The 25131-nt window shown below is 69.3% G+C and carries 19 protein-coding genes; 13 read left to right on the forward strand and 6 right to left on the reverse strand.

Annotation, left to right across the window (positions count from 1 at the left end):
* Window positions 1–80: 80 nt before the first annotated feature.
* Window positions 81–1199 carry a lipid II:glycine glycyltransferase FemX gene (locus AC3CH1_RS13930; RefSeq protein WP_488463182.1) on the forward strand — a complete coding sequence of 373 codons (1119 nt, stop codon included), beginning with the start codon at window positions 81–83 and terminating at the stop codon, window positions 1197–1199.
* Between the two features lie 92 nt (window positions 1200–1291).
* Complete coding sequence (locus tag AC3CH1_RS13935) at window positions 1292–2323, forward strand: alanine racemase (protein WP_003967862.1); 1032 nt, start codon at window positions 1292–1294, stop codon at window positions 2321–2323.
* A gap of 44 nt (window positions 2324–2367) precedes the next feature.
* On the opposite strand, the gene AC3CH1_RS13940 is transcribed toward AC3CH1_RS13935, so the two are convergent.
* A complete protein-coding gene (locus tag AC3CH1_RS13940) occupies window positions 2368–3882 on the reverse strand; it encodes a glycosyltransferase family 87 protein (protein ID WP_488463183.1) in 1515 nt (504 codons plus the stop codon).
* Between the two features lie 172 nt (window positions 3883–4054).
* On the reverse strand, window positions 4055–6451 hold the full coding sequence (locus AC3CH1_RS13945) for a transglycosylase domain-containing protein (protein ID WP_488463184.1): 2397 nt from the start codon (window positions 6449–6451) through the stop codon (window positions 4055–4057).
* Between the two features lie 24 nt (window positions 6452–6475).
* Here AC3CH1_RS13945 and AC3CH1_RS13950 point away from each other — a divergent pair, with 24 nt between their 5' ends.
* From AC3CH1_RS13950 to AC3CH1_RS13965, 4 genes are all read left to right on the forward strand, one after another.
* Window positions 6476–6700, forward strand: a complete 225-nt coding sequence (locus AC3CH1_RS13950) for a hypothetical protein (protein WP_488463185.1) — start codon at window positions 6476–6478, stop codon at window positions 6698–6700.
* A 532-nt stretch (window positions 6701–7232) separates the two neighbouring features.
* Window positions 7233–7940, forward strand: a complete 708-nt coding sequence (locus AC3CH1_RS13955) for a PadR family transcriptional regulator (protein WP_488463186.1) — start codon at window positions 7233–7235, stop codon at window positions 7938–7940.
* Window positions 7941–7999: 59 nt separating this feature from the next.
* The gene (locus tag AC3CH1_RS13960) at window positions 8000–9082 is read left to right on the forward strand and encodes an inositol-3-phosphate synthase (protein WP_361872739.1); all 1083 of its coding nucleotides are present in this window, start codon (window positions 8000–8002) and stop codon (window positions 9080–9082) included.
* Window positions 9083–9208: 126 nt separating this feature from the next.
* The gene (locus tag AC3CH1_RS13965) at window positions 9209–10477 is read left to right on the forward strand and encodes an MFS transporter (RefSeq protein WP_488463187.1); all 1269 of its coding nucleotides are present in this window, start codon (window positions 9209–9211) and stop codon (window positions 10475–10477) included.
* 99 nt (window positions 10478–10576) lie between these two features.
* Here AC3CH1_RS13965 and AC3CH1_RS13970 read toward each other — a convergent pair whose 3' ends face one another.
* Window positions 10577–12019, reverse strand: coding sequence for a CCA tRNA nucleotidyltransferase (locus AC3CH1_RS13970; RefSeq protein ID WP_488463188.1), 1443 nt, complete (start codon window positions 12017–12019; stop codon window positions 10577–10579).
* Between the two features lie 180 nt (window positions 12020–12199).
* Here AC3CH1_RS13970 and AC3CH1_RS13975 point away from each other — a divergent pair, with 180 nt between their 5' ends.
* The 7 genes from AC3CH1_RS13975 (at window position 12200) to trxA (ending at window position 21933) form a co-directional block, all read left to right on the forward strand.
* Window positions 12200–14494, forward strand: coding sequence for a DUF6049 family protein (locus AC3CH1_RS13975; RefSeq protein WP_488463189.1), 2295 nt, complete (start codon window positions 12200–12202; stop codon window positions 14492–14494).
* 50 nt (window positions 14495–14544) lie between these two features.
* Entirely contained in the window at window positions 14545–16707 is a 2163-nt protein-coding gene (murJ, locus tag AC3CH1_RS13980; RefSeq protein WP_488463190.1) for a murein biosynthesis integral membrane protein MurJ, read from the forward strand.
* A 129-nt stretch (window positions 16708–16836) separates the two neighbouring features.
* Window positions 16837–18567 (forward strand): protein kinase family protein, encoded by a 1731-nt coding sequence (locus tag AC3CH1_RS13985; RefSeq protein ID WP_488463191.1) that lies wholly within the window; start codon window positions 16837–16839, stop codon window positions 18565–18567.
* A 209-nt stretch (window positions 18568–18776) separates the two neighbouring features.
* On the forward strand, window positions 18777–19493 hold the full coding sequence (sigM, locus tag AC3CH1_RS13990; protein ID WP_488463192.1) for an RNA polymerase sigma factor SigM: 717 nt from the start codon (window positions 18777–18779) through the stop codon (window positions 19491–19493).
* Window positions 19490–20458: an anti-sigma factor family protein gene (locus tag AC3CH1_RS13995; protein WP_488463193.1), complete on the forward strand. Its 969-nt coding sequence runs from the start codon at window positions 19490–19492 to the stop codon at window positions 20456–20458. Before sigM ends, AC3CH1_RS13995 begins: the two co-directional genes overlap by 4 nt.
* Before the next feature lie 126 nt (window positions 20459–20584).
* Entirely contained in the window at window positions 20585–21556 is a 972-nt protein-coding gene (trxB, locus tag AC3CH1_RS14000) for a thioredoxin-disulfide reductase (RefSeq protein ID WP_488463194.1), read from the forward strand.
* A 44-nt stretch (window positions 21557–21600) separates the two neighbouring features.
* Window positions 21601–21933: a thioredoxin gene (gene trxA, locus AC3CH1_RS14005; RefSeq protein ID WP_007447388.1), complete on the forward strand. Its 333-nt coding sequence runs from the start codon at window positions 21601–21603 to the stop codon at window positions 21931–21933.
* A 101-nt stretch (window positions 21934–22034) separates the two neighbouring features.
* On the opposite strand, the gene AC3CH1_RS14010 is transcribed toward trxA, so the two are convergent.
* From AC3CH1_RS14010 to AC3CH1_RS14020, 3 genes are all read right to left on the reverse strand, one after another.
* Window positions 22035–22652, reverse strand: coding sequence for a GNAT family N-acetyltransferase (locus tag AC3CH1_RS14010; RefSeq protein WP_488463195.1), 618 nt, complete (start codon window positions 22650–22652; stop codon window positions 22035–22037).
* Between the two features lie 309 nt (window positions 22653–22961).
* Entirely contained in the window at window positions 22962–24056 is a 1095-nt protein-coding gene (locus tag AC3CH1_RS14015) for a ParB/RepB/Spo0J family partition protein (protein WP_488463196.1), read from the reverse strand.
* On the reverse strand, window positions 24053–25129 hold the full coding sequence (locus tag AC3CH1_RS14020; RefSeq protein WP_488463501.1) for a ParA family protein: 1077 nt from the start codon (window positions 25127–25129) through the stop codon (window positions 24053–24055). The genes AC3CH1_RS14015 and AC3CH1_RS14020 overlap by 4 nt, the downstream gene beginning before the upstream one ends.
* Between the last annotated feature and the right edge of the window lie 2 nt (window positions 25130–25131).

A 25131-nucleotide genomic window follows, 5' to 3' on the forward strand; every position in this document is an offset into this window, starting at 1 on the left:
GCCCCTCGGTCACAGTAGGCTTCGGCGCGAGAGCCGGAGCCCCTGACCGATGGGGACACACCTGCCGAGGAGCGCCCCGCATGAGCCTGACCCTGAGGACCATCAGCCGAGAGCAGCATCTGGCGTACATCCAGAGCCTGCCCTCGGCCAGTCACTGCCAGGTCCCGGCGTGGGCTGACGTGAAGACCGAATGGCGCTCGGAGAGCCTGGGCTGGTTCGACAAGAACGGCGAGATCGTCGGCGCCGGCCTCGTCCTGTACCGCCAACTGCCCAAGATCAAGCGCTACCTGGCATACCTCCCCGAGGGCCCGGTCATCAACTGGTACGCACCGAACCTGGACGACTGGCTCCAGCCGATGCTCGCGCACCTCAAGCAGCAGGGCGCCTTCTCCGTGAAGATGGGCCCGCCGGTGGTCATCCGCCGCTGGGACTCGACGGCCATCAAGTCCGGCATCCAGGACCCCGACGTGAAGCGCCTGCGCGACGTCGAGGCCACGCACATCGAGCCGCGCGCCTTCGAGGTCTCCGACCGGCTGCGGAAGATGGGCTGGCAGCAGGGCGAGGACGGCGGCGCCGGATTCGGTGACGTACAGCCCCGCTACGTCTTCCAGGTGCCGCTGGCCAACCGTTCGCTCGAGGATGTCCTCAAGGGCTTCAACCAGCTGTGGCGCCGCAACATCAAGAAGGCCGACAAGGCCGGCGTCGAGGTCGTCCAGGGCGGCTACGAGGACCTGGCCGAGTGGCAGCGGCTCTACGAGATCACCGCCGTGCGCGACCGCTTCCGGCCGCGCCCGCTCTCGTACTTCCAGCGCATGTGGACCGTCCTCAACTCCGAGGACCCCAACCGGATGCGCCTCTACTTCGCCCGGCACAACGGCGTGAACCTCTCCGCGGCCACGATGCTCGTCGTCGGTGGACACGTCTGGTACTCCTACGGTGCCTCCGACAACATCGGGCGCGAGGTCCGGCCGTCGAACGCGATGCAGTGGCGCATGCTGCGCGACAGTTACGCGATGGGCGCGACCGTCTACGACCTGCGCGGGATCAGTGACTCGCTGGACGAGACCGACCATCTCTTCGGCCTGATCCAGTTCAAGGTCGGCACCGGCGGCGAGGCCGTCGAGTACGTCGGCGAGTGGGACTTCCCGCTCAACAAGCTGCTCCACAAGGCGCTCGACATCTACATGTCGCGCCGCTGATCCGCTTCACGCTTTACCGCTCCATCGCGCATCTGGGCACACACCGTTCGTTCCTGATTCACCGCAGCCACCAGAAAGGTTCCGGGCCGGCCATGGCGCTCTCCCTCTACGTCGACACCGCGCGCTGGCGGGCGCACCAGAAGTCCGTGATCGACCAGTTCCCCGGTCTCGTACCCGTCTGCAAGGGCAACGGCTACGGTTTTGGTCACGAGCGCCTCGCCGACGAGACCATCCGCTTCGGATCCGACACCCTCGCCGTCGGGACGACCTACGAAGCGGCCCGGATCAAGGACTGGTTCAGCGGCGACCTGCTCGTCCTGACCCCGTTCCGGCGCGGTGAGGAGCCCGTGCCCCTGCCGGACCGCGTCATCCGGTCCGTCTCCTCCGTCGACGGGGTGCACGCCCTGGTGGGCGCCCGGGTCGTCATCGAGTGCATGAGCTCGATGAAGCGCCACGGCGTCAAGGAGGAGGAGCTCGGGCAGCTGCACGCGGCGATCGAGGACGTACGGCTCGAAGGCTTCGCCCTGCATCTGCCGCTGGACCGCACCGACGGCTCCGACGCCGTCGAGGAGGTCATCGGCTGGATGGACCGGCTGCGCGCGGCCCGGCTGCCGCTGCACACCATGTTCGTCAGCCATCTGCGCGCCGAGGAGCTGGCCCGGCTCCAGCAGCAGTTCCCCCAGACCCGGTTCCGCGCCCGTATCGGCACCCGGCTCTGGCTCGGCGACCACGAGGCCACCGAGTACCGGGGGGCCGTCCTGGACGTCACCCCCGTCGTCAAGGGCGACCGGTTCGGCTACCGCCAGCAGAAGGCCGCCTCCGACGGCTGGCTGGTCGTCGTGGCCGGCGGTACGTCGCACGGGGTCGGCCTGGAGGCGCCCAAGGCGCTGCACGGCGTGATGCCGCGGGCCAAGGGCGTCGCACGCGCGGGGCTGGCCACGGTCAACCGCAACCTGTCGCCGTTCGTCTGGGCGGGCAAGCAGCGGTGGTTCGCCGAGCCGCCGCACATGCAGGTATCGATCCTGTTCGTGCCCTCGGACGCCCAGGAGCCGCGGGTCGGTGACGAGCTGGTCGCCCATCTGCGCCACACCACCACGCAGTACGACCGGCTCGTCGACCGCTGAGCCCGCCCGGGCGCGGCCCGAACGGCCGCCCCCCGGGCCCCGGGTCAGCCGTCCCGGCCGGCTGCGACGCCCCACTCCACCTGTGGTCCCGTGACCGTCGGGGCCCTGTGCCCGGACGGACGGGCCTCGGGCGCCAGCACGAACGCGTCCGGAGCCCCGTCGAGGACACCGCCCGACGGGTCGTCCGACCCGTCCTCGCGCACCGGGTCCTTGTCCGGCTGCAGGATGTCCCGGACGATCAGCGCGCACAGGTACAGGGTGCCCAGCAGATGCAGGGCGATCGCGACCTGGTAACCCTCCTGCGGCAGCCCCTGGTGCTTGTCCCCGCCGCTGGTGTAGGCGAGGTAGAACCAGATCCCGAGGAAGTACATGACCTCGCAGGCCTGCCAGATGAGGAAGTCGCGCCAGCGCGGTCGGGCCAGGACGGCCAGCGGGATCAACCAGAGCACGTACTGCGGCGAGTAGACCTTGTTCGTCAGGATGAACGCGGCCACCACCAGGAACGCCAGTTGGGCGAAGCGCGGCCGGCGGGCCGCGGACAGCGCCAGGCCCGCGATGCCCGCGCAGAACACGACCATCAGGACGACCGACGCGGTGTTGACCGTCTCCACCTCGATGGGCTTGCCGGTGCGCTGGGTGATGATCAGCCAGAACGAACCGAAGTCGATGGGCCGCTCCTGGCTGAACGTGTAGAACTTCCGCCACCCCTCGGGGGCGAAGAGCATCACCGGCAGATTCACCACCAGCCAGGCCGCTCCCGCGCCCAGCAGCGCCGTCCCGAACTCGCGCCACCTGCCCACCCGCCAGCAGAGCACCAGGAGCGGGCCGAGCAGCAGGACGGGGTAGAGCTTGGCCGCGGTCGCCAGGCCGATGAGGATGCCGAACGCGAGCACCCGGCCCCGGGACCACATGAGCATCGCCGCGGCCGTCAGGGCGACGGCCAGCAGGTCCCAGTTGATGGTCGCGGTGAGGACGAACGCGGGGGCCAGCGCGACCAGGAGCCCGTCCCAGGGGCGACGGCGGTGCGTGCGGACGGTGCACACGGCGACGACGACCGCGCAGATCATCAGCATGCCCGCGTTGACCATCCAGTACATCTGCTCGCGCTGCTGGATGGGGTCGCTGTCCGGCGTCAGCGTCAGCCAGGACGCCACCTGCATGAACACCCCGGTCAGCACCGGGTACTCCAGGTACTGCATATCGCCGCTCAGCCGGTCGAAGTACGGCACGAGACCGTCGGCGAACCCGCGCCCCATGAAGAGGTGCGGAATGTCGGAGTAGCAGGCATGGGTGTACTGCGAGGTGGCCCCGCGGAACCAGGCCCATTCATAACAGGGGATCTTCTGCACCATGCCGAGGGCGAACATCCCGATCATGACCAGCGCGACGACGCGCACGGGCGTGAGCGGGCCGCCGCCGAGCCGCGCCCAGCGTCCCACCCGGCCACCGAACAGCTCGCTGCCGGCCGCCGCGACCTCGTCCTGATCGGTGGGCCGCACGACGGGCCGCTCCTGGTGCACGCTCGTGTCTTCTGCGCTGGGGCTTGGCATGCCGCACATCCTGCCGTACGGGGCTGTGCCCGGGGCAAGGACCGCCCGGGGGACACGGGCACAGATCCGGGATGCCGCGTGCCGCCGCCTTGGAACGCGGCGAGGGCCGCCGTACCGGGTGGGTACGGCGGCCCTCGCCGCTGTGCCGGGCCGGCCCCGAGGGCTCGGCCGGGGCGTCCGGCTAACCGTTGTTGCCCCAGATGGAGCCGGTTCCGCCCGGGTTGCCGTTGGCTCCCTGAGCTCCCCCGTTGTCGGCGCCGTCGGTCGCTCCGGTGTTGTCGCCCCCGCCGTCCGCTCCGGTGTTGTCGCCCCCGTCGGTCGCTCCGGTGTTGTCGCCCCCGCCGTCCGCTCCGGCGTTCGCCCCGCCGTTGGCCTCCTGGCAGTTCGGGTCCCAGATGCCGCAGGTTTTGCTCGGCGACGGCGTCGGCGGACTCGGGGTGGTCTGAGTCGGCTTCGGACTCGGCGGCGGCTCTTCTTCTTCTTCCTCCTCCTCGGAGGGCGTCGGCGAAGGCGTGGGGCTGGGCGTCGGGCTGGGGCTCTCCGCGCCACCGCCCCACACCATCTTGCCCAGGTCCTTCGGTTCCGGGAAGGAGATGACCTTCTTGCCCTTCATCGCGCCGGTCATGTAGTCGTGCCAGATGGAGGCCGGGAACGAGTTTCCGTGGATCTTCGCCTCGCCACCGGTGCCGAACATCTTCAGGAACTCGCGCTCTTCGTTCGTCTCGTCGTCGTCGAGCCGGAACATGCTGATGGCGGTCGAGATCTGCGGCGTGTACCCGACGAACCAGGCAGACCGGTTGCCGTCCGTCGTACCGGTCTTGCCCGCGGCTTCACGGCCCTCAAGGCGGGCGGGCTTGCCCGTTCCGTTCTCCACGACGTTCTTCAGCACGTCGGTCACGTTGTCGGCGATGCCCGAGCTGAAGGCGCGCTTGGAATTCTTCTTGTGCTGGAAGACGACCTCGCCCCCCTTCTTCACCTCGGTCACCGAGTACGTGTCGTTCTGCTGACCGCTCGTGGCGAAGGTGGCGTAGGAGCCCGCCATCCGGATGGCGCTGGGCGACGAGGTGCCGATGGAGAACGAGGGGACGCTGGAGTCCGCCATGAAGGTGTCGTCCTTCAGACCGGAGGCGACGGCGACGTCCTTGACCTTGTCGGTACCGATGTCCATGCCGAGCTGCACGAACGGGGAGTTGGCGGACTTCTCCATGGCCGTCCGCAGGTCGATCTTGCCGTGGTCAACGTTGCCGTCGTTGGTCTGGCGCCACTCCTTGTCGTCCTCGTTCAGCCAGATCTTGCCGGTGTAGTCCCTGATCCGCAGGCCGTCGTCGCCGTTGTAGACGCTCTCCGGCGAGACCTGGGTGCGCTCGGACTCACTCTGCTCCGGCCCGCCGGACGGATTACGCACGCCGTACTGCATGGCCGCGGCCAGGACGAACGGCTTCCACGTCGAACCGACCTGGGCACCGGTGGCGTCGGCGTTGTTCGTGAAGTGCGTGGTGGCGTTCTGCCCGCCGTACGTGGCGATGATGGCGCCGGTCTTCGCGTCGACGGACGCACCGCCGAACTCGACGTGCGTGTCCGTCTCGGGGCGCTCCTCGGGCCGGATCTTGGCCTCGTAGACCTTCTTCACCGCTGCCTCGAGCTCCTTCACCCTCTTCTTCTGGAAGGTGGTGTGGATCTCGTAGCCGCCCAGTTCGAGCTTCTTGGCGTCGATGTTCTGCTCGTTGTTGGCCAGGAAGTACTTCTTGGAGAGCTCTACGAGGTAGCCGGTCTGGCCGCCCAGCTTGGCGTCCTTCTTCTTCGGCAGCGGCATGGGGAACTCGGTGTACTTGGCGCGCTCCTCCGCCGTCATGCGCCCGTCCTTGACCTGCTCGTCAAGGATCCACTTCCAACGGTCTTTGGCCCGCTCGGTGTTCTTCGCCGCGGTCGCGTTGTCCTCGTCGATGTCGGGTGCGCCGGCGGGGTCGTAGTAGCTCGCGCCCTTGAGCAGGGTGGCCAGGAAGGCGCACTCGCTCGCGTTCAGTTCGTCGGCGTCCTTGTTGTAGTAGGTGCGGGCCGCCGCCTGCAGCCCCGATGCCCCACGTCCGTAGTAGGAGACGTTGAGGTAGCCCGCCATCACCTTTTCCTTGCTGTCCTCACCGGCGACCTTGAGCGTGATGAAGAGCTCCTGGAACTTCCGCTTGAGCGTCTGGTCCTGGGTGAGCATGGAGTTCTTCACGTACTGCTGGGTGATGGTCGAGCCGCCCTGGGTCTCACCGCCCGTGGCCATGTTCAACAGCGCACGGCCGATGCCCACCGGGTCGATGCCCTTGTCCGTCTCGAAGCTCTTGTTCTCGGCCGAGATGACGGCGTTGCGCATCTCTTCCGGGATCTGCTCGTACTTGAGGATCTGGCGGTTGACCGCGCCACCGGTCGCCACCATCTGCGTGCCGTCGGCCCAGTAGTAGACGTTGTTCTGCGCCTCGGCCGCTTCGTTGATGTTCGGCTTGGCCACCCAGGCGTACGAGATACCCCCGACGCCCATCAGCACGCCGAGGAAGCCCAGACTGAGCCCCGAGACCAGCTTCCACGAGGGCACCCAGCGGCGGAACCCGTACCTGCCGTGGCGCGGGTAGTCGATGACGCGCTTCTCGCCGGGGTCGTGGTCGTGCCCCCGTCCCCCCGGACGGTCGGAGCCACCGTCACCGCCACCGCGGCGTCGGCCACCGCCGCCCGCGCCGTGGCCCCCGGCGTCGGCACCCCGGCGCCGACCGCCCTTCTGGGCCGCGCGGCGGGCCTCGGCGCGGCTGCCGTACTGGCGCTCCTCGCCGTGCGACTCGGACGGTGATTCGGAAGGTGATGCCGACGTGGCCCTGCGTGACGGGACTGCTCGGCGTCCGGTCGACTGCTGGGCGGCTCGTCTGGCCGCTGCACGCCCGCCACCCTGTGGCTGAGGCGTTTTGCGACGGTGCTCGCTCATGGAACGACTACTCCTCGGGCAGGCGAGAGCGCCTGGAAGCGGCAGTTGAGATCCGGTCCCCCCGAATTACGGACAAGCCACTGCGGAAGGCTCATCCGCAGTACATCCGGCAGTCCGCGATGACTGACGCGCGAAAGCGCCTCGCGGTTCCCGGTGGTCTGCATGCCGCACAGACTACGCACGGTCAAAACCCGCCTAGGGCCGAACTTCACCCCAAACAACGCAAGTCGAACCCTGGGAATCGCTGATGTGACGCCGTTCACGAAGGTCACCCTTGTCGAACAGGTCGGAGCGATCTATCGTGCTGATGTATCGAGTCGATACATCAGCACGGCATAAGTGCCCCGGTGGTTCCGGTGGACCGTGCCGACGGAAGCAGCGGGAGAAGGAGGAGGCACCGGTGAGCAGACGCTCCGGCATCCTCGAGTTCGCTGTTCTCGGCCTGCTCCGCGAATCGCCGATGCACGGCTATGAGCTGCGCAAACGCCTCAACACCTCGCTGGGGATCTTCCGTGCGTTCAGCTACGGAACCCTCTATCCCTGCCTCAAGACGCTGGTGGCCAGCGGCTGGTTGATCGAGGAGCCCGCCGGCGATCCGGCGGACACCGCGCCGGCCGGCGGACGCCCGACCGCCGCGTCCCCCTCGCTGACGGGACGCCGGGCGAAGATCGTCTACCGGTTGACGGCAGAAGGTAAGGAGCACTTCGAGGAGCTGCTGTCGCACACCGGTCCGGACGCCTGGGAGGACGAGCACTTCGCAGCGCGCTTCGCCTTCTTCGGGCAGACCGAGCGCGAGGTGCGGATGCGGGTGCTCGAAGGCCGGCGCAGCCGGCTGGAGGAGCGACTGGAGAAGATGCGCGCCTCTCTCGCCCGCACCCGTGAACGACTCGACGACTACACACTTGAGCTGCAGCGACACGGCATGGAGTCCGTGGAGCGCGAAGTGCGCTGGCTGAACGAGCTCATTGAGAGCGAGCGGTCGGGACGGGATCAGCGACGATCCTCGCCCGAGGGCTCCGCTCAGCAGGACACACCTGGAGAGACGGGCGGCCTGCCCCGGCACCGGGACAACACCCGGCCGGATCCGTCCGACGACACCGCCAAGTGAAGTCATCGCACTCCGCGGCGACTTCATCGGAATCACCGATTACACAGGGAGCAACCGGAATGGGTTCGGTTCGCGTAGCCATCGTAGGCGTGGGCAACTGCGCCGCCTCGCTGGTGCAGGGCGTCGAGTACTACAAGGACGCCGATCCGGCCGGCAAGGTGCCCGGTCTGATGCACGTCCAGTTCGGCGAGTACCACGTCAGTGACGTCGAGTTCGTCGCCGCCTTCGACGTCGACGCGAAGAAGGTCGGCCTCGACCTCGCGGACGCCATCGGCGCCAGCGAGAACAACACCATCAAGATCGCGGACGTGCCGAACACGGGCGTGACCGTCCAGCGCGGCCACACCCACGACGGCCTGGGCAAGTACTACCGCGAGACGATCGAGGAGTCCGCGGACGCCCCGGTCGACATCGTCCAGATCCTCAAGGACAAGCAGGTCGACGTTCTCGTCTGCTACCTGCCCGTCGGTTCCGAGGTCGCTGCGAAGTTCTACGCGCAGTGCGCCATCGACGCCAAGGTCGCGTTCGTCAACGCTCTCCCGGTGTTCATTGCCGGCACCAAGGAGTGGGCGGACAAGTTCACCGAGGCCGGTGTCCCGATCGTCGGCGACGACATCAAGTCCCAGGTGGGCGCCACCATCACGCACCGCGTGATGGCGAAGCTCTTCGAGGACCGGGGTGTCATCCTGGACCGCACGATGCAGCTGAACGTCGGCGGCAACATGGACTTCAAGAACATGCTCGAGCGTGAGCGCCTGGAGTCCAAGAAGATCTCCAAGACGCAGGCCGTCACCTCGCAGATCCGCGACCGTGAGCTCGGTGCGGACAACGTCCACATCGGCCCCTCGGACTACGTGGCCTGGCTGGACGACCGCAAGTGGGCGTACGTGCGCCTCGAGGGCCGCGCGTTCGGCGACGTTCCGCTGAACCTGGAGTACAAGCTCGAGGTGTGGGACTCCCCGAACTCGGCCGGTGTCATCATCGACGCCGTCCGTGCGGCGAAGATCGCCAAGGACCGCGGCATCGGCGGCCCGATCCTGTCGGCTTCGAGCTACTTCATGAAGAGCCCTCCCGTGCAGTACTTCGACGACGAGGCCCGCGAGAACGTCGAGCGGTTCATCAACGGCGACACCGAGAGCTGAACCGGCCCTCTCGGCCGAGAAGCCTCACCGGAGCGCTGAGCGGAGACGCTCACCTCTTCCTGCCGCACGTCGGGGGTCCCCGGGCAATCCGCCCGCGGACCCCCGACGTGTGTGACGCTTGCTCCCATGTCTGTCGCGCGTGATCTGCGCACCCTCCTACGCCTGCGGAACTTTCGCCGCCTGCTCACCGTGCGGCTGCTGTCTCAGTCCGCCGACGGCGTCTACCAGGTCGCCCTCGCCGCGTACGTCGTCTTCTCCCCCGAGAAGCAGGCGTCGGCCGCCGCCATCGCCTCCGCGATGGCCGTGCTCCTCCTGCCCTACTCCCTGATCGGCCCCTTCGCGGGGGTTCTGCTGGACCGCTGGCCCCGACGCCAGGTCTTCCTCTACGGGAACCTCCTGCGGGCCGCTCTGGCCTGCTCCACGGCGCTGCTGATTCTCGCCTCGGTGCCCGACTGGCTCTTCTACGCCTCGGCGCTCTGCGTCACCGCCGTCAACCGCTTCGTGCTGGCCGGTCTCTCCGCCGCCCTGCCCCGGGTGGTCGACACCGATCGCCTCGTCGTCGCCAACTCCCTGTCTCCCACCGCCGGCACTCTGGCGGCCACCGCGGGAGGCGGTCTCGCTTTCGTCGTACGGCTGGTGGCCGACGAGTCCGACGCGGCGGTCGTGCTGTTGGGGGCGATGCTCTACCTGCTCTCCGCGCTGGCGTCCCTGAGCCTGCCCCGCGCTCTGCTGGGACCGGATACCGACGGGAGCCCCCTGCGACTGCGAGCCGCCTTGGCCGTCACCGCGCGCGGGCTCGTCGCCGGGCTGCACCATCTGACGCAGCGGAGACACGCGGCCGGGGCGCTGGCCGCGATGACCGTGATCCGCTTCTGTTACGGCGCCCTCACCGTGATGGTGCTCATGCTGTGCCGCTACGCCTGGTCGGACACCGAGTCCGACGGTCTGGCCCTGCTCGGCCTGGCGGTCGGGGTGTCCGGTGCGGGATTCTTCGTCGCCGCCGTCCTCACCCCCTGGGCGGTGGGCCGGCTCGGCCGGTACGGGTGGATCGTGGGCTGCGCCGGTGCGGCGGCGCTCCTGGTACCGGCCCTGGGCCTCTCCTTCGCCCTTCTCCCGATGCTGATCGCCGCGTTCGTGCTCGGTGTCGTCACCCAGGGGTCGAAGATCGCGACCGACACGGTGGTGCAGACCTCGGTCGACGACTCCTTCTGCGGCCGGGTCTTCTCGCTCTACGACGTGCTCTTCAACGTCGCGTTCGTGAGCGCCGCAGGGGTGGCGGCTCTCATGCTCCCGCCGGACGGCAGATCCGTCGCCGTCGTGGTGGTCGTGTCGGTGCTGTACGCGTTGGTCGCGGTGACCATGTTTCGCCGACGACGGATCGACGGTTACCGGTAACCGGTCATGGATGTGGCGAGGGGCGTTGTTTCACGTGAAACAACGCCCCTCGCCAACATCCGGGGGCTGATGTTTCACGTGAAACATCAGCCCCCGACCTCAGTTCTGCCGCGCCCACCACTCCTTGAGCGCGGCCACAGCGGCGTCCCGTTCCATGGGCCCGTGCTCCAGGCGCAGCTCCAGCAGGAACCCGTAGGCCTTGCCGATCACCGGACCGGGCCCGACGTCGAGGATCCGCATGATCTCGTTGCCGTCCAGGTCGGGGCGGATCGAGTCGAGCTCCTCCTGCTCCTGCAGCTGGGCAATGCGCTCCTCCAGGCCGTCATAGGTGCGGGAGAGCGCGTTCGCCTTGCGCTTGTTCCGGGTCGTGCAGTCCGATCGGGTCAGCTTGTGGAGACGTTCGAGCAGCGGCCCCGCGTCGCGCACATATCGGCGCACCGCGGAGTCGGTCCACTCGCCGTCCCCGTACCCGTGGAAGCGCAGGTGCAGCTCCACCAGTTTCGACACGTCCTTGACCAGCTCGTTGGAGTACTTGAGCTCGGTCATGCGCTTCTTCGTCATCTTCGCGCCCACCACCTCGTGGTGGTGGAAGGAGACCCGGCCGTCCTTCTCGAAGCGGCGGGTCCTCGGCTTGCCGATGTCATGGAGCAGCGCGGCCAGCCGCAGCACGAGGTCGGGTCCGTCCTCCTCCAGGCCGATGGCCTGTTCCAGGACGGTCAGCGAGTGCTCGTAGACGTCCTTGTGGCGGTGATGCTCGTCACTCTCCAGGCGCAGCGCGGGAAGCTCGGGCAGCACCTGCTCGGCGAGTCCCGTGTCGACCAGGAGCCCCAGACCCTTGCGCGGGTGCTGGGAGAGCAGCAGCTTGTTGAGTTCGTCGCGGACCCGCTCGGCGGAGACGATGCCGATCCGCGCGGCCATCTCCGTCATGGCGGTCACGACGTCGGGTGCGACCTCGAAGTCGAGCTGCGCGGCGAAGCGGGCGGCGCGGAGCATGCGCAGCGGGTCGTCGGAGAAGGACGCCTCGGGTGTTCCCGGGGTGCGCAGTACCCGCTCGGCGAGGTTCTTCAGACCTCCGTACGGATCGACGAACTCCTTCTGCGGCAGAGCCACGGCCATCGCGTTGACCGTGAAGTCACGGCGCACGAGGTCGTCCTCGATGGAATCGCCGTAGGAGACCTCCGGCTTGCGCGAGGTCCGGTCGTAGGCCTCGGACCGGTAGGTCGTGACCTCGATCTGATAGCCGTCCTTCTGGGAACCGACGGTGCCGAAGGCGATCCCGACCTCCCACACCGAGTCGGCCCAGGGGCGGACGATCTTGAGCACGTCCTCGGGGCGGGCATCGGTGGTGAAGTCCAAGTCGTTCCCGAGCCTGCCCAGCAGGGCATCGCGGACCGAGCCGCCGACCAGCGCGAGGCCGAATCCGGCCTCCTGGAATCGACGGGCGAGGTCGTCGGCGACCGGGGACACCCGCAGCAGCTCACTCACCGCGCGGTGCTGCACCTGGCTCAGTGCACTGGCGTTCTCTTCGTTGGCGTTCGGCACAACAGAAAAGGGTACGTGCACGGACCGGCCGCGGCGTCATCGTTTACGGGGGCCCTGCGAGCCACCCGCGATCATGTGCGATGGACCCCAGCACTTCGGCCCGCCGCACCTCGTTACCATGCGGGGACGCAGGACCGAACGATCGACAGCATCTGATGACGACGAGGGACGGGTAGGCGCGTGGCCGAGGCGGCAGACTTCCAGGGGACTCGTCCCTCTCCTGCCCGCCGGTGGCTCCGGCGCACGGCCTCGGCGGCGCTCGGAGCGCCGCTGCTGGCCGGTCTCCTGGCCGTTCCCACGGCCAGTGCCGCCCCGGCCGCCGAGCCCGCCAAGGCCCCCACCGGCTCCCGTACGGTCGATGTGTCCCTGAACACGCTCTCCCCGAGCGTTCCGGCGGAGGACGACACCCTGACCGTCTCCGGAACGCTCACCAACAAGGGCAAGGAGACGATCAGCAGCGCCGAGGTCGATCTGCGGGTCGGACCCCGGCTCGCCGGCCGCGGAGAGGTAGACGACGCCACGAAGCGCTCCGCGTACGTTCCCGGCGACGACCCGGCCACCGTCGGGGACAAGTACACGGTGAAGTTCCCCAAGCTCGCCAAGGGCATCAGCCAGGACTTCACGCTCACCGTGCCCGTCGACAAACTCGGCCTGGACGACCCGGGCGTCTACCAGCTCGGCGTCTCGGTCTCCGGCCGTACGACGACCACCCCCAACGAGCAGGTGCTGGGCATCGAGCGCTCGTTCCTGCCCTGGCAGCCCGAGGCGAGCGACAGCAGGACCAAGCTCACCATCCTCTGGCCGCTGATCGCGTCCCCCCACGTCACGGCGGAGACCCGCTCGGACGAGCAGCAGACCCCCGTGTTCACCGACGACGGCCTGGCCGAGGAGCTGGCACCCGGTGGCCGGCTGGAGCAGTTGGTGTCCCTGGGCAGCCGGCTCCCCGTGACCTGGGTCGTCGACCCGGACCTCCTGGCGAGCGTCGCGGCGATGGCCGGGAAGTACGAGGTCGAGTCGGGTGACACGACCGTCCCGGGCAAGAACCAGGCCGTCGCCAAGCAGTGGCTCAGCGCGCTGGAGAAGGTGGTCGAGGACGGCAAGGTGATCGCGCTGCCGTTCGCCGACCCCGATCTGGCCTCCATCGCGCACCGCGGCAAGAACGTCTCCGGAACGCTCAGCCATCTGCAGAACGCCTCTGCCGTGGCCGCGACCACCGTGGAGACCATCCTCCATGTGAAACCGTCCACCGACTTCGCCTGGCCCGTGAACGGCGCCGTGGACTCGTCCATCGTCGATGTGGCGACCTCGGCAGGGGCCCACAACGTGATCGCCCGCAGCGACAGCTTCCGGGAGACCACGAAACTGCCCTACACACCGACCGCGGCGCGGCCGATCGGCGGAGGCACCACGGCGGTCGTCGCGGACGCCCGGCTGTCGACCCTGTTCGACGGCGACATGTCGAGGGCGGGCTCCTCCACCCGCACGGTCCAGAAGTTCCTCGCCCAGACCCTCGCACTGACCGAGCAGGCGCCGGACAACGAGCGCAGCATCGTCGTGGCCCCCCCACGGATGCCCACCGTCGCACAGGCCCAGACGATGGCCCGCGCGCTGGAGGGCCTGGCGGGCAACCGCTGGACGCAGCCCCTGGACCTCGTCGACGCCGCCGAGGCGAAGCCCGACCCGAGGGCCACCACCAAGGTCCCCCGGGCCTCGGCGTACCCCAAGAAGCTCCGGGCCCAGGAACTGCCCACGCAGGCGTTCCAGGACATCCGCACCACCCAGGGCTCGCTCGACAGCTTCGAGACGATCCTGACGCAGCCCGAGCGCGTGGTGACGCCCTTCGGCAACGCCGTCAACCGCTCGATGTCGACGTCCTGGCGCGGCCGGTCGCTGGAGGCACAGCAGTACCGGGACGCGGTCCGCGACTACCTGCAGAGCCTCACCTCCGAGGTGCAGCTCATCGAGAAGTCCGACGTCACCCTCTCCGGGCGCAGCGCGACGATCCCGGTCACCGTGCAGAACAAACTGGTGCAGGGCGTGGACCGGCTGGTTCTCCAGCTGACGTCGGACAACATCCGGCTCAAGTTCAACGACGACGGGAGCATGGCCGAGCTGCCGGTCAGCATCGCGGGCGGCCACAGCCAGTCGGTGAAGTTCGACACGGCGACCAGCGCCAATGGCCGCGCCCAGGTGACCGCCCGGCTGTACACGGAGGACGGCACCCAGTACGGCGAGGAGATGACCTTCACCGTGAAGGTCTCCGAGGTGACGCCCACCGTGCTGCTCGTCATCGCCGGCGGCCTGCTGCTCCTGGTGCTGGCGGGCATCAGGATGTACAGCCACCGCAAGCGCGCCGTGGCAAGCGACACGGCGGACGGAAACGGCGACGGACCCGAGCAGCCGAGTGACCCGACTCCGGACACCGGTCCGGAAAGCGGGGCCCCGTCGGGAACGGGTGAGAAAGTGGACCGTTGAGCGATGTCTGTCGTGGCCGGTCGGCCGGGGACGATGAGGTAGGGGTTTCGATGAACGCGCCGTACGACGGTGACCGCGGGCAGGGCGCGGGCGGAGCAGCGTCTCCGGGCGGGCCTCCGGTTCCCCCGGGCGCGGGCCAGGACGGCTCCGCGCCGCCGGACCCGTACCTCCAGCACGCCTACGAGGACGACCCCTACCGGGCGCAGGACCTGGCCGCCCAGGACCCGGTGGGCGAGGCGCTCTACGACCGCGCCGCGCACCCGCCGCCGCCTCCCGGTACCTACCAGGAGCCGGGGCCGCTCTACCAGCAGCCGCCCGCCGCCCCCTACGCCCCCGACCCGCGCATCTGGGCCCAGACCCCGCCCCCCGAGCCGGCGGGCCCCTCCCGGCACCTGCCGTACGGGGACCGCCCTGCGACCACGCAGTTCGTCGGCGTCGACGCGCTCGTCACCCAGGCGTCGGACGACCGGCAGGAGCCGGACGCGTTCGCCCACCTCTTCCGGGACCAGGAGGGATCGGGGAAGCCCCCGGTTCCGCCCCAGCCCGAACCGGCTCCCGCGCCCGCGCCCGCCAAGGGCGGCGGCGGCAAGGTCTCCGGACTCCTCAAGTCCAGCGCGGTCATGGCCGCCGGCACGCTCGTCTCCCGGCTCACCGGCTTCGTACGGTCGCTGGTGATCACCGCCGCACTCGGCGCCGCGCTGCTCGGCGACAGCTTCACCATCGCGTACACCCTGCCGACGATGATCTACATCCTCACCGTCGGCGGTGGCCTCAACTCGGTCTTCGTCCCGCAGCTCGTCCGCGCGATGAAGAACGATGAGGACGGCGGCGAGGCCTTCGCCAACCGGCTCCTGACCCTGGTGATGGTCGCGCTCGGCCTGATCGTCGCCGCAGCGGTCCTCGTCGCACCGGTGCTGATCAAGCTGATGTCCAGCACGATCGCCGACGACGTGGCCGCCAACAGCGTCGCCGTCACCTTCGCCCGCTACTGCCTGCCCACCATCTTCTTCATGGGCGTGCACGTGGTGATGGGTCAGATCCTGAACGCCCGCGGCAAGTTCGGCGCGATGATGTGGACCCCGGTCCTCAACAACATCGTCATGATCATCACGTTCGGGCTGTTCATCTGGGTCTACGGAACCTCCGCCGAATCGCAGATGGGCGTCGACACCATCCCGCCGGAAGGCGTCCGGCTGCTGGGCATCGGCACCCTGCTCGGCCTCGTCGTCCAGTCCCTGGCGATGATCCCGTACCTGCGCGAGACGGGCTTCCGTTTCCGCCCCCGGTTCGACTGGAAGGGCCACGGGCTCGGCAAGACCGTCAAGCTCGCCAAGTGGACCGTGCTGTTCGTCCTGGCCAACCAGGCGGGCGTCCTGGTGGTCACCCAGCTCGCCACGGCGGCCGGCACGGCTTCGGGCCACGACGGCACCGGGTTCCTGGCCTACTCCAACGCCCAGCTGATCTGGGGCATGCCGCAGGCCATCATCACCGTCTCGGTCATGGCCGCGCTGCTGCCCCGCATCTCCCGGGCCGCGCATGACAACGACCCGGGAGCGGTCCGCGACGACATCTCGCAGGGACTGCGCAACTCGGCCGTCGCCATCGTGCCGGTGGCCTTCGCCTTCCTCGCGCTCGGCCTGCCGATGGCCACCCTGCTGTACGCCTCCAGCGGCATCGAGGCCGCCCGCTCCATGGGCTTCATCCTTATGGCCTTCGCGCTCGGCCTGATCCCGTACTCCGTGCAGTACGTCGTCCTGCGAGGGTTCTACGCCTACGAGGACACCCGCACCCCCTTCTACAACACGGTCATCGTGGCCGCCGTCAACGCCGCCGCCTCCGCACTCTGTTACGTCGTCCTGCCCGCCCGGTGGGCCGTCGTCGGCATGGCCTTCTCCTACGGTCTGGCCTACGCGGTCGGCGTCGGTGTCGCCTGGCGCCGACTGCGCAACCGGCTGGGCGGCGACCTGGACGGCGCGCACATCGTGCGGACCTACGCGCGCCTCTGCATGGCCGCCGTGCCCGCCGCCCTGGTCGGAGGCGCCGTCGGATTCGGGATCCTGGAACTCGTCGGCACCGGCGCACTCGGCTCACTGGCCGCGCTGATCTGCGGCGGTGCCATCCTCGTGGGCATCTTCTTCGTCGCGGCGAAGAAGATGCGCATCGAAGAGGTCAACGGGCTGGTCGGCATGGTCCGTGGACGGCTCGGACGCTGAATGAGCGCTCGCCCGCACAACCATCGCCGCACTCCGCTTGTCGTGCATAGCGCCGGAGTGTGGGCACAATTGGCGTGACTGTGCAGAGCTGGCTGGCATCGCGCAACGGATGGGGAGGCAGGAACGACGGTGGCGGAACGTAGCACGGCTGCCGTCGACGTGGCTGACAACAGCGGCGACGAGCCGCTGACCGCCAAGGCGGACGAGGCCACGACCGACGGGACGGCGCAAGCCGAGGAAACCGAGGGCGCGAGCCCCAAGAACACCGAGAAGACGGACGGCGGGCGGCCGCGTTCCGAGGCCGTTCCGGCCTCACCCGATCTGCACAGCGGTCACAAACTCGCCGGGCGCTACCGCCTGGAGGAGTGCGTCACCCGTCTGGACGGCTTCAGCAGCTGGCGTGCTGTCGACGAGAAGCTCCGCCGCGCGGTGGGCGTACACCTGCTGCCCGCGGACCACCCGCGGGCCCGCTCGGTGCTGGCCGCAGCCCGCTCCTCAGCTCTGCTCGGCGACCCCCGCTTCGTCCAGGTCCTGGACGCCGTCGAGGAGAACGACCTCGTCTACGTGGTCCACGAATGGCTGCCGGACGCCATCGAGCTCACCGCTCTGCTGGCCACCGGGCCGATGGAGGCCCACGACGCCTACCAGCTCGTCAGCCAGCTCTCCCAGGCGATGGCCGCCGCCCACCGGGAAGGCCTGTCCCATCTGCGCCTCACGCCCGGCGCGGTCCTGCGCAGCTCCACCGGGCAGTACCGCATCCGAGGCCTCGCCGTGAACGCCGCCCTGCGCGGCATCACGGCGGAGCGCCCCCTCCGGACGGACACGGAGGCCATCGGCGCCCTGCTGTACGCCGCACTGACCCACCGCTGGCCGTACGGGGACGACGCCCACGGCCTCGCCGGGCTGCCCAAGGGCATGGGACTCATCGCCCCGGACCAGGTCCGGGCCGGCATCCACCGCGGTCTTTCCGAGCTCGCCATGCGGGCGCTCGCCAACGACGGTGCCACCGCCTCCCGGCAGGAGCCGCCCTGCACGACCCCGGACGAGCTGGCCAAGGCCGTCGCTGCCATGCCGCGCATCCTTCCTCCGGAACCCACGTTCACCGCGCCGCCGGCCTACCAGCGCACGACCTATCAGCAGGGCACGTACGGGCGGCCGTCCTCCCACCCGTCCGCCGTCACCCAGCCCGTGATGCCCGTCCCTCCGGCCCCCCTGCAGAGCCGTGCCGGCCGCGCGCTCAAGTGGACCGTCTCGGCGCTCCTCATCGCCGCCCTGGGCCTCGGCAGCTGGCAGCTCGCGGAGGCGTTGCTCGACCGCACCAAGGGGTCCGACGACACCGGCGTCACCGCACCGAACGAGGACGACAAGAACAAGGACGACCCGCCCGCGCCTTCCGGCGAACCGCTGGACATCGCGGGGGCCACCGAGTTCATGCCCGACGGCTCCGGCATCAAGGAGCGGGAGGTGCAGAACACCATCGACGGCGATTCCGGAACCCACTGGGTCACCCCTCGGTACCAGGGGTTCGCCAACTTCGGGAACCTCCCCCAGCGCAAGCAGGGCAGCGGAATCATCGTCGACCTCGGCAAGGTACGGGACGTCTCCGGCGTCGAGGTGTCCATGTACCGGAGCGGGCAGACGACCACGGTCCTCGCAGCCTCCCCGGACGCCTCGTCCCCGTCCACGGCGGCCGACTTCGACCAGTCGATCGCCAAGCGGAGCGTCGCGGGATCGAAACTGGAGGAGAAGCTCGACAAGCCCGTCCGCACCCGCTACGTCCTGATCCACGTCACGGAGCTCCCCTCGGACGGCACCGGCGGCTACCGCGGCGGCATCACCGACATCTCCGTCCTCGGCTGACGAACGGGCCGGTCCGGGCCACCCGTGCCGGCCCGTGATCACCGACCCCACACGCCCGTTACTGTGGGGCGGACCGCCCGCACCACCGAGCCCCTGCGACGACAAGGGTTGCGGTCGTCACACCCGTGACGGCAGGCTTCTCCCCGTCGCACCGCTTCACCGGGTGCGGCCCGCATGTGACATCGGATCCGGTTCGGAGGGGGAGCACGGTGGATTCCGTTCCACCAGAGGCACCGAGCGACTCGGACCTGCTCGCCCAGCACGTGGCGGGCGACCCCGACGCCTTCGGTGAACTCGTACGCCGCCACCGCGACCGGCTCTGGGCCGTGGCGCTGCGCACCCTGGGGGACAGGGAAGAGGCGGCAGACGCCGTCCAGGATGCCCTCGTCAACGCCTTCCGCGCCGCCCACACCTTCCGCGGCCAGTCCGCGGTCACCACCTGGCTGCACCGGATCACCGTCAACGCCTGCCTCGACCGGGTCCGCAAGGCCGCCTCACGCAAGACGTCCCCGGTGGACGACGCCGAACGGCTCGATCAGCTCCTGGAACCCCATGAATCGGCCGAGGCCCCTGCGGTCCGGCAGGACCTCCATCGCCAGGTCCAGGAGGCTCTGGCGACACTGCCCGCCGAGCAGCGGGCGGCCCTCGTCCTCGTCGACATGCAGGGCTACCCCGTCGCGGAGGCAGCCGGCATCCTCGATGTGCCGCCCGGCACCGTGAAAAGCCGATGTGCCCGGGGCCGGGCGAGACTGGCCCCCCTGGTCCGGCATCTGCGCGTGGGGACCGGGGGGCAGGCACCCGACGGGGAGAACGGCGCGGCCGGAAGGAACCGGACGCCCGGAGCATCCGTCCCACCTGCGTCAGGTCCCAGAGACGCAGGAGCAAGCGATCCTGCCGCTACGAAGGGAGGAGGTGGGCGCCCGTGACATCCACGGCCGACACGGCTCAGCACCCGGAGGTCTCCGAGATCTCCGATCTCATCGAGGGACTGCTCTCCCCTTCCCGGGCGAGGGAAGTCCAGCAGCACGTCACGGGCTGCGACCTCTGCTCGGAGGTACAGGACTCCCTGGACGAGATCCGTGGGCTCCTCGGAACGATGCCCGACCCGGAGCCGATGCCCGAGGACATCGCCGCACGTATCGACGCGGCTCTCGCGGCGGAGGCCCGCCCCGCCGCTCCCACCGTGTCTTCGGCGGTCGTTGTTTCACGTGAAACAACGACCGCCGAAGACACGACGACCGACCGTGCGACGCGCGAGCCCGCTCCCAGGAGCGTCGGCGCCTCCGTGCAGGATCGTCCTGCGGGCCGGTCCTCCGCCGCCACCGGACCGGGCCGTCGTCCCTCCCGCCGGCGGCGGCGCGCTGTGGTCCTCGGCACCGCGTTCGGCGCGGCGGTCATCGGGATGAGCGTGTTCTTCCTCCAGTCCATCGCTCCATCCGGCGACTCGTCCAAGACCGCGGCCGACAGCGGAGTCAGCGCCCAGGAGAGCCGCGCGCACGCCTACGCCGACGGCACTCTGGAATCCCAGGTGCAGGCTCTCCTCGGCAGTGGGACCGCCCAGGAGAGCCCCGGCGCCAAGAAGGTGCCGCCGGGCGCGGACACCAAGTCGACGAGCGAAGCCCTCACCCCAGACGCCGAGGCCTCCAACAGCCCCTTGAAGGCCCCCGCCGTCGCTGTTCCCCCCTGCGTCCAGCAAGCCACCGGCCGCACCACGCCGGCCCTCGCCCTCGATACGGGGACGTACCAGGGAACGGACACCTATCTCGTCGTCCTTCCGCACCCGAGCGACCCCTCACGCGTGCAGGCCTATCTCGTGGCCTCCTCCTGCGTGGACACCGCCCCGGAGTCCCCGGGGCAGCTGCTGCTCACCCGCGCCTACGACCGCCCCTGAAAACCGTCCGCGACCGCCGCGGCACGTTCGGGAATGCATCAGCCGTAGGATCCGTTGGGTGGGGTGTGAGTCGTTGAACCGACCCCGTAGGCAGTTAGGCAGTCTGCAGAAACGAGGAAGAAACCCGTGAGCGACGTCCGTAATGTGATCATCATCGGCTCCGGACCGGCCGGGTACACCGCCGCGCTGTACACCGCCCGCGCCTCGCTGAACCCGTTGGTCTTCGAGGGCGCCGTCACGGCCGGCGGTGCGCTGATGAACACCACCGACGTGGAGAACTTCCCCGGCTTCCAGGACGGCATCATGGGCCCCGAGCTCATGGACAACATGCGCGCCCAGGCCGAGCGCTTCGGCGCCGAGCTGATCCCCGACGACGTGATCGCGGTCGACCTCACCGGTGACGTCAAGACGGTCACCGACACCGCGGGCACCGTCCACCGCGCCAAGTCCGTCATCGTCACGACCGGCTCCCAGCACCGCAAGCTCGGACTGCCCAACGAGGACGCCCTCTCCGGACGCGGCGTCTCCTGGTGCGCCACCTGCGACGGCTTCTTCTTCAAGGACCACGACATCGCCGTGATCGGCGGCGGCGACACCGCGATGGAGGAGGCGACCTTCCTCTCCCGCTTCGCCAAGTCCGTCACGATCGTCCACCGCCGTGACACCCTGCGCGCCTCCAAGGCCATGCAGGACCGGGCCTTCGCCGACCCGAAGATCAAGTTCGCCTGGGACAGTGAGGTCGCCGAGGTCAAGGGCGACCAGAAGCTCTCCGGTCTGACCCTGCGCAACACCAAGACCGGTGGGACGTCCGAGCTCCCCGTGACCGGGCTGTTCATCGCCGTCGGCCACGACCCGCGCACCGAGCTCTTCAAGGGCCAGCTGGAGCTCGACGACGAGGGTTACCTGAAGGTCGAGGCGCCCTCCACCCGCACCAACCTCACCGGCGTCTTCGGCGCCGGAGACGTGGTCGACCACACCTACCGTCAGGCCATCACGGCAGCGGGAACCGGCTGCTCCGCCGCCCTGGACGCCGAGCGCTTCCTCGCGGCCCTGGCCGACGCGGAGCCCGCCGAGCCGGAGAAGACCCCGGCCGTCTGAACGTCCGCACCGCACCCCACCCCCGAGAGACTAAGGAGGCCGCCGTGGCCGGCGACCTGAAGCACGTTACGGATGACACCTTCGACGAGGTCGTCCTCAAGAGCGACAAGCCCGTTCTGGTGGACTTCTGGGCCGCCTGGTGCGGCCCGTGCCGCCAGATCGCCCCCTCGCTGGAGGCGATCGCAGCGGAGCACGGCGACCAGATCGAGATCGTCAAGCTCAACATCGACGAGAACCCGGCCACCGCCGCCAAGTACGGCGTGATGTCCATCCCGACCCTGAACGTGTACCAGGGCGGCGAGGTCGCCAAGACCATCGTCGGCGCCAAGCCGAAGGCCGCGATCCTCCGCGACCTCGAAGGCTTCATTACCGCGTAATCGCGCAGCGGCGCGCGCCGTCGCAATGTTTCACGTGAAACGGGCCCACCCTTCAAGGGGTGGGCCCGTTTCACATGGTGTCAGGCGGCGACGGCCCGGCCTCACAACGGCCGCAGCGCCGGTTCCTTCTGAACCGCCCCCAGAAGCCGGTCGAGGGCCATCTCCACGTCTTCCTTCCAGGAGAGCGTCGTCCGCAGATCCAGCCTCAGCCGTGGGTACACGGGATGCGGCCGCACGGTCTTGAAGCCGACGGCGAGCAGATGGTCTGCGGGGAGTACGCAGGTGGATTGCTCGGACCGCGCGTCGCCGAACGCCTCGATCGCCTTGAAGCCCCTGCGCAGAACGTCCTTCGCCACCGTCTGCACCATGACACGGCCCAGCCCCTGACCCTGGTACTCGGGAATGATCAGCCCAGTGATGAGCTGGACGGCATCGGGAGAGACCGGGCTGGTCGGGAACGCCGTCGAACGGGGGACGTACGCGGGCGGGGCGTAGAGCACGAAGCCCGCCGGCACGTCGTCCACATAGACCACCCGGCCGCAGGACCCCCACTCGAGGAGGACCGCGGAGATCCAGGCTTCCTTCTCCAGCTCCGGCTTGCCCGCCTTTACCGCGGCTTCCCCACTGACCGGGTCAAGCTCCCAGAAGACGCACGAGCGGCAACGCTCGGGGAGATCCGGAAGGTTGTCCAGGGTGAGCGGTACGAGCCGACGCCCCATGACAGCGATGTCTCCCTTCCTTCGCCCGCCGCACCACGTGCGGCTGCCAGAGTGCTCCGTTCATGGAACAGACTGCCGACGAACCCCCCGACGGCGCCCAACCCCAGCCCGACCGTGACGAGCCGACTGCGGCTCACTCTTCGCAAGGCCTCCGCCCTCCTCTGAGGTCGATCGCCGTGGATGCGCCGTCCCAGAACGCATCGTATCCACCCAGAGGTAATGCGGATACCGGGAGAGCGCAAAGGGCGGGCCGTGTTCCGGTACGTACCCGGCTCACGCCCCGCCCTTCCTCGGATCGGGTCCCGCTGCTCAGCCCTCGTCGTCCTCCTCGGACGTCTCGGCGAGCCGACGCTCCAGCACCCGGCCCTCGCCCGGGGCGAGACTGCCGAGGATCCGGTCCAGGTCCTCCATCGAGGCGAACTCGACGACGATCTTGCCCTTCTTCTGCCCCAGGTCGACCTTCACCCGGGTCTCGAAGCGGTCGGACAGGCGGGTCGCCAGGTCGGTCAGAGCGGGGGACAGACGGCCGCCTGCTCTCGGGCCCTTGGGCTTCGCAGCACTCGTGGGGCCCGAGCCCATGAGCGTCACGATCTCCTCGACCGCACGCACCGAAAGCCCCTCGGCCACGATGCGGTGGGCCAGCCGGTCCTGCTCCTCGGAGTCGTCCACGGACAGCAGCGCGCGGGCATGGCCGGCCGAAAGCACGCCTGCGGCGACCCGGCGCTGCACCGGCGGCGAAAGCCGCAGAAGCCGCAGCGTGTTCGTCACCTGCGGACGCGACCGGCCGATCCGGTCGGCCAGCTGGTCATGGGTGCAGTTGAAGTCCTTGAGCAGCTGGTCGTACGCGGCGGCCTCCTCCAGCGGGTTCAGCTGAGCCCGGTGGAGGTTCTCCAGGAGCGCGTCCAGCAGCAGCTTCTCGTCGTCCGTGGCGCGGACGATGGTGGGAATCCGCTCCAGGCCCGCTTCACGGCAGGCCCTCCACCGACGCTCACCCATGATGAGCTCGTAGCTGTCCGGGCCCGCCTTCCGGACCACGACCGGCTGGAGAAGGCCGACTTCCTTGATGGAGACGACCAGCTCGGCCAGCGCGTCCTCGTCGAAGACCTCACGAGGCTGGCGGGGGTTCGGCGTGATCGTCCCGATCGGCAGCTCGGCGAAGTACGCACCGGACGTCCCGGCTTCCTGCTCGGATCGGCCCTCCGGAGTGGACGCAGGCTCCGGCACCACCGGGACGGAGGGCAGCGCGGTCACCTTCGCAGCGGCCACCCCGCGCTCCGCCGTCAGCACCGGACCCGCGCCGGACGACGCCGCACCACCCCCGGGCGCTGACACCTGCTTCTCCTGGGGAGCGGCGGGGATCAGCGCACCGAGCCCACGCCCCAGTCCTCTACGACGCTCACTCACTGCATGCCCTCCGAAACGTTCTGCTGGCTGTTCTGACTGCTCGTGTGGGCGTGCTGAGCCTCGTAGTTCACCCCGACGCCCCGCAGGGCGATCTCCCGGGCCGCTTCAAGATACGAGAGCGAACCGCTGGAGCCCGGGTCGTAGGTCAGCACGGTCTGCCCGTAGCTCGGCGCCTCCGAGATGCGCACCGACCGCGGAATGCTCGTGCGCAGCACTTCCTTGCCGAAGTGGGTACGAACCTCCTCGGCGACCTGCGAGGCGAGCCTCGTCCGGCCGTCGTACATCGTCAACAGGATCGTCGAGACATGCAGGTCCGGATTGAGATGGCCCCGCACCAGGTCGACGTTCCGCAGGAGCTGCCCCAGGCCTTCCAGCGCGTAGTACTCGCACTGGATGGGGATCAGCACCTCGGCCCCGGCCACCATCGCATTCACCGTCAACAGACCCAGTGAGGGCGGGCAGTCGATGAGGATGTAGTCCAGCGGCTGCTCATACGCCTGGATGGCCCGCTGGAGCCGGCTCTCCCGTGCCACCAGCGAGACCAGCTCGATCTCCGCACCGGCGAGATCGATGGTCGCGGGCGCACAGAAGAGACCCTCTACGTCCGGGACGGGCTGGACCACCTCGGAGAGGGGGCGGCTCTCCACCAGGACGTCGTAGATCGAGGGAACATCGGCGTGGTGATCGATGCCCAGCGCCGTGGAAGCGTTGCCCTGCGGGTCGAGGTCGACCACCAGAACGCGTGCACCGTGCAGCGCCAGGGAAGCGGCAAGGTTGACCGTCGTGGTCGTCTTCCCGACCCCGCCCTTCTGGTTGGCCACCACCATGACGCGGGTGCGGTCAGGGCGGGGCAGCCCTTCGCCGGCGCGGCCGAGGGCCTCGACCGCCAGCTGAGCGGCTCGGCCGATGGGTGTGTCGTCCATCGGCGGCGGTGTTTCACGTGAAACACCCTCACCCACGGACTCGGTTCGGGGACCGGGGACCGGGTCGGTCATCGGTCCCGCGATGTTGGCGTCGGACCGCAAGGATTCACTCTCCTCGACTTCAGGCTCGCAATGAACAGAGCCTGCCATGC

The sequence above is a fragment of the Streptomyces sp. MGP-P1 genome (assembly GCF_057766565.1).

Excerpts from the sequence above, each read along its gene's own strand:
- AC3CH1_RS13930 (WP_488463182.1), top strand. The coding sequence starts at position 81 with ATGAGCCTGACCCTGAGGACCATCAGCCGAGAGCAGCATCTGGCGTAC.
- AC3CH1_RS13935 (WP_003967862.1), top strand. The coding sequence starts at position 1,292 with ATGGCGCTCTCCCTCTACGTCGACACCGCGCGCTGGCGGGCGCACCAG.
- AC3CH1_RS13940 (WP_488463183.1), bottom strand. The coding sequence starts at position 3,882 with ATGTGCGGCATGCCAAGCCCCAGCGCAGAAGACACGAGCGTGCACCAG.
- AC3CH1_RS13960 (WP_361872739.1), top strand. The coding sequence starts at position 8,000 with ATGGGTTCGGTTCGCGTAGCCATCGTAGGCGTGGGCAACTGCGCCGCC.
- AC3CH1_RS13965 (WP_488463187.1), top strand. The coding sequence starts at position 9,209 with ATGTCTGTCGCGCGTGATCTGCGCACCCTCCTACGCCTGCGGAACTTT.
- murJ (WP_488463190.1), top strand. The coding sequence starts at position 14,545 with ATGAACGCGCCGTACGACGGTGACCGCGGGCAGGGCGCGGGCGGAGCA.
- AC3CH1_RS14010 (WP_488463195.1), bottom strand. The coding sequence starts at position 22,652 with ATGGGGCGTCGGCTCGTACCGCTCACCCTGGACAACCTTCCGGATCTC.
- AC3CH1_RS14020 (WP_488463501.1), bottom strand. The coding sequence starts at position 25,129 with ATGGCAGGCTCTGTTCATTGCGAGCCTGAAGTCGAGGAGAGTGAATCC.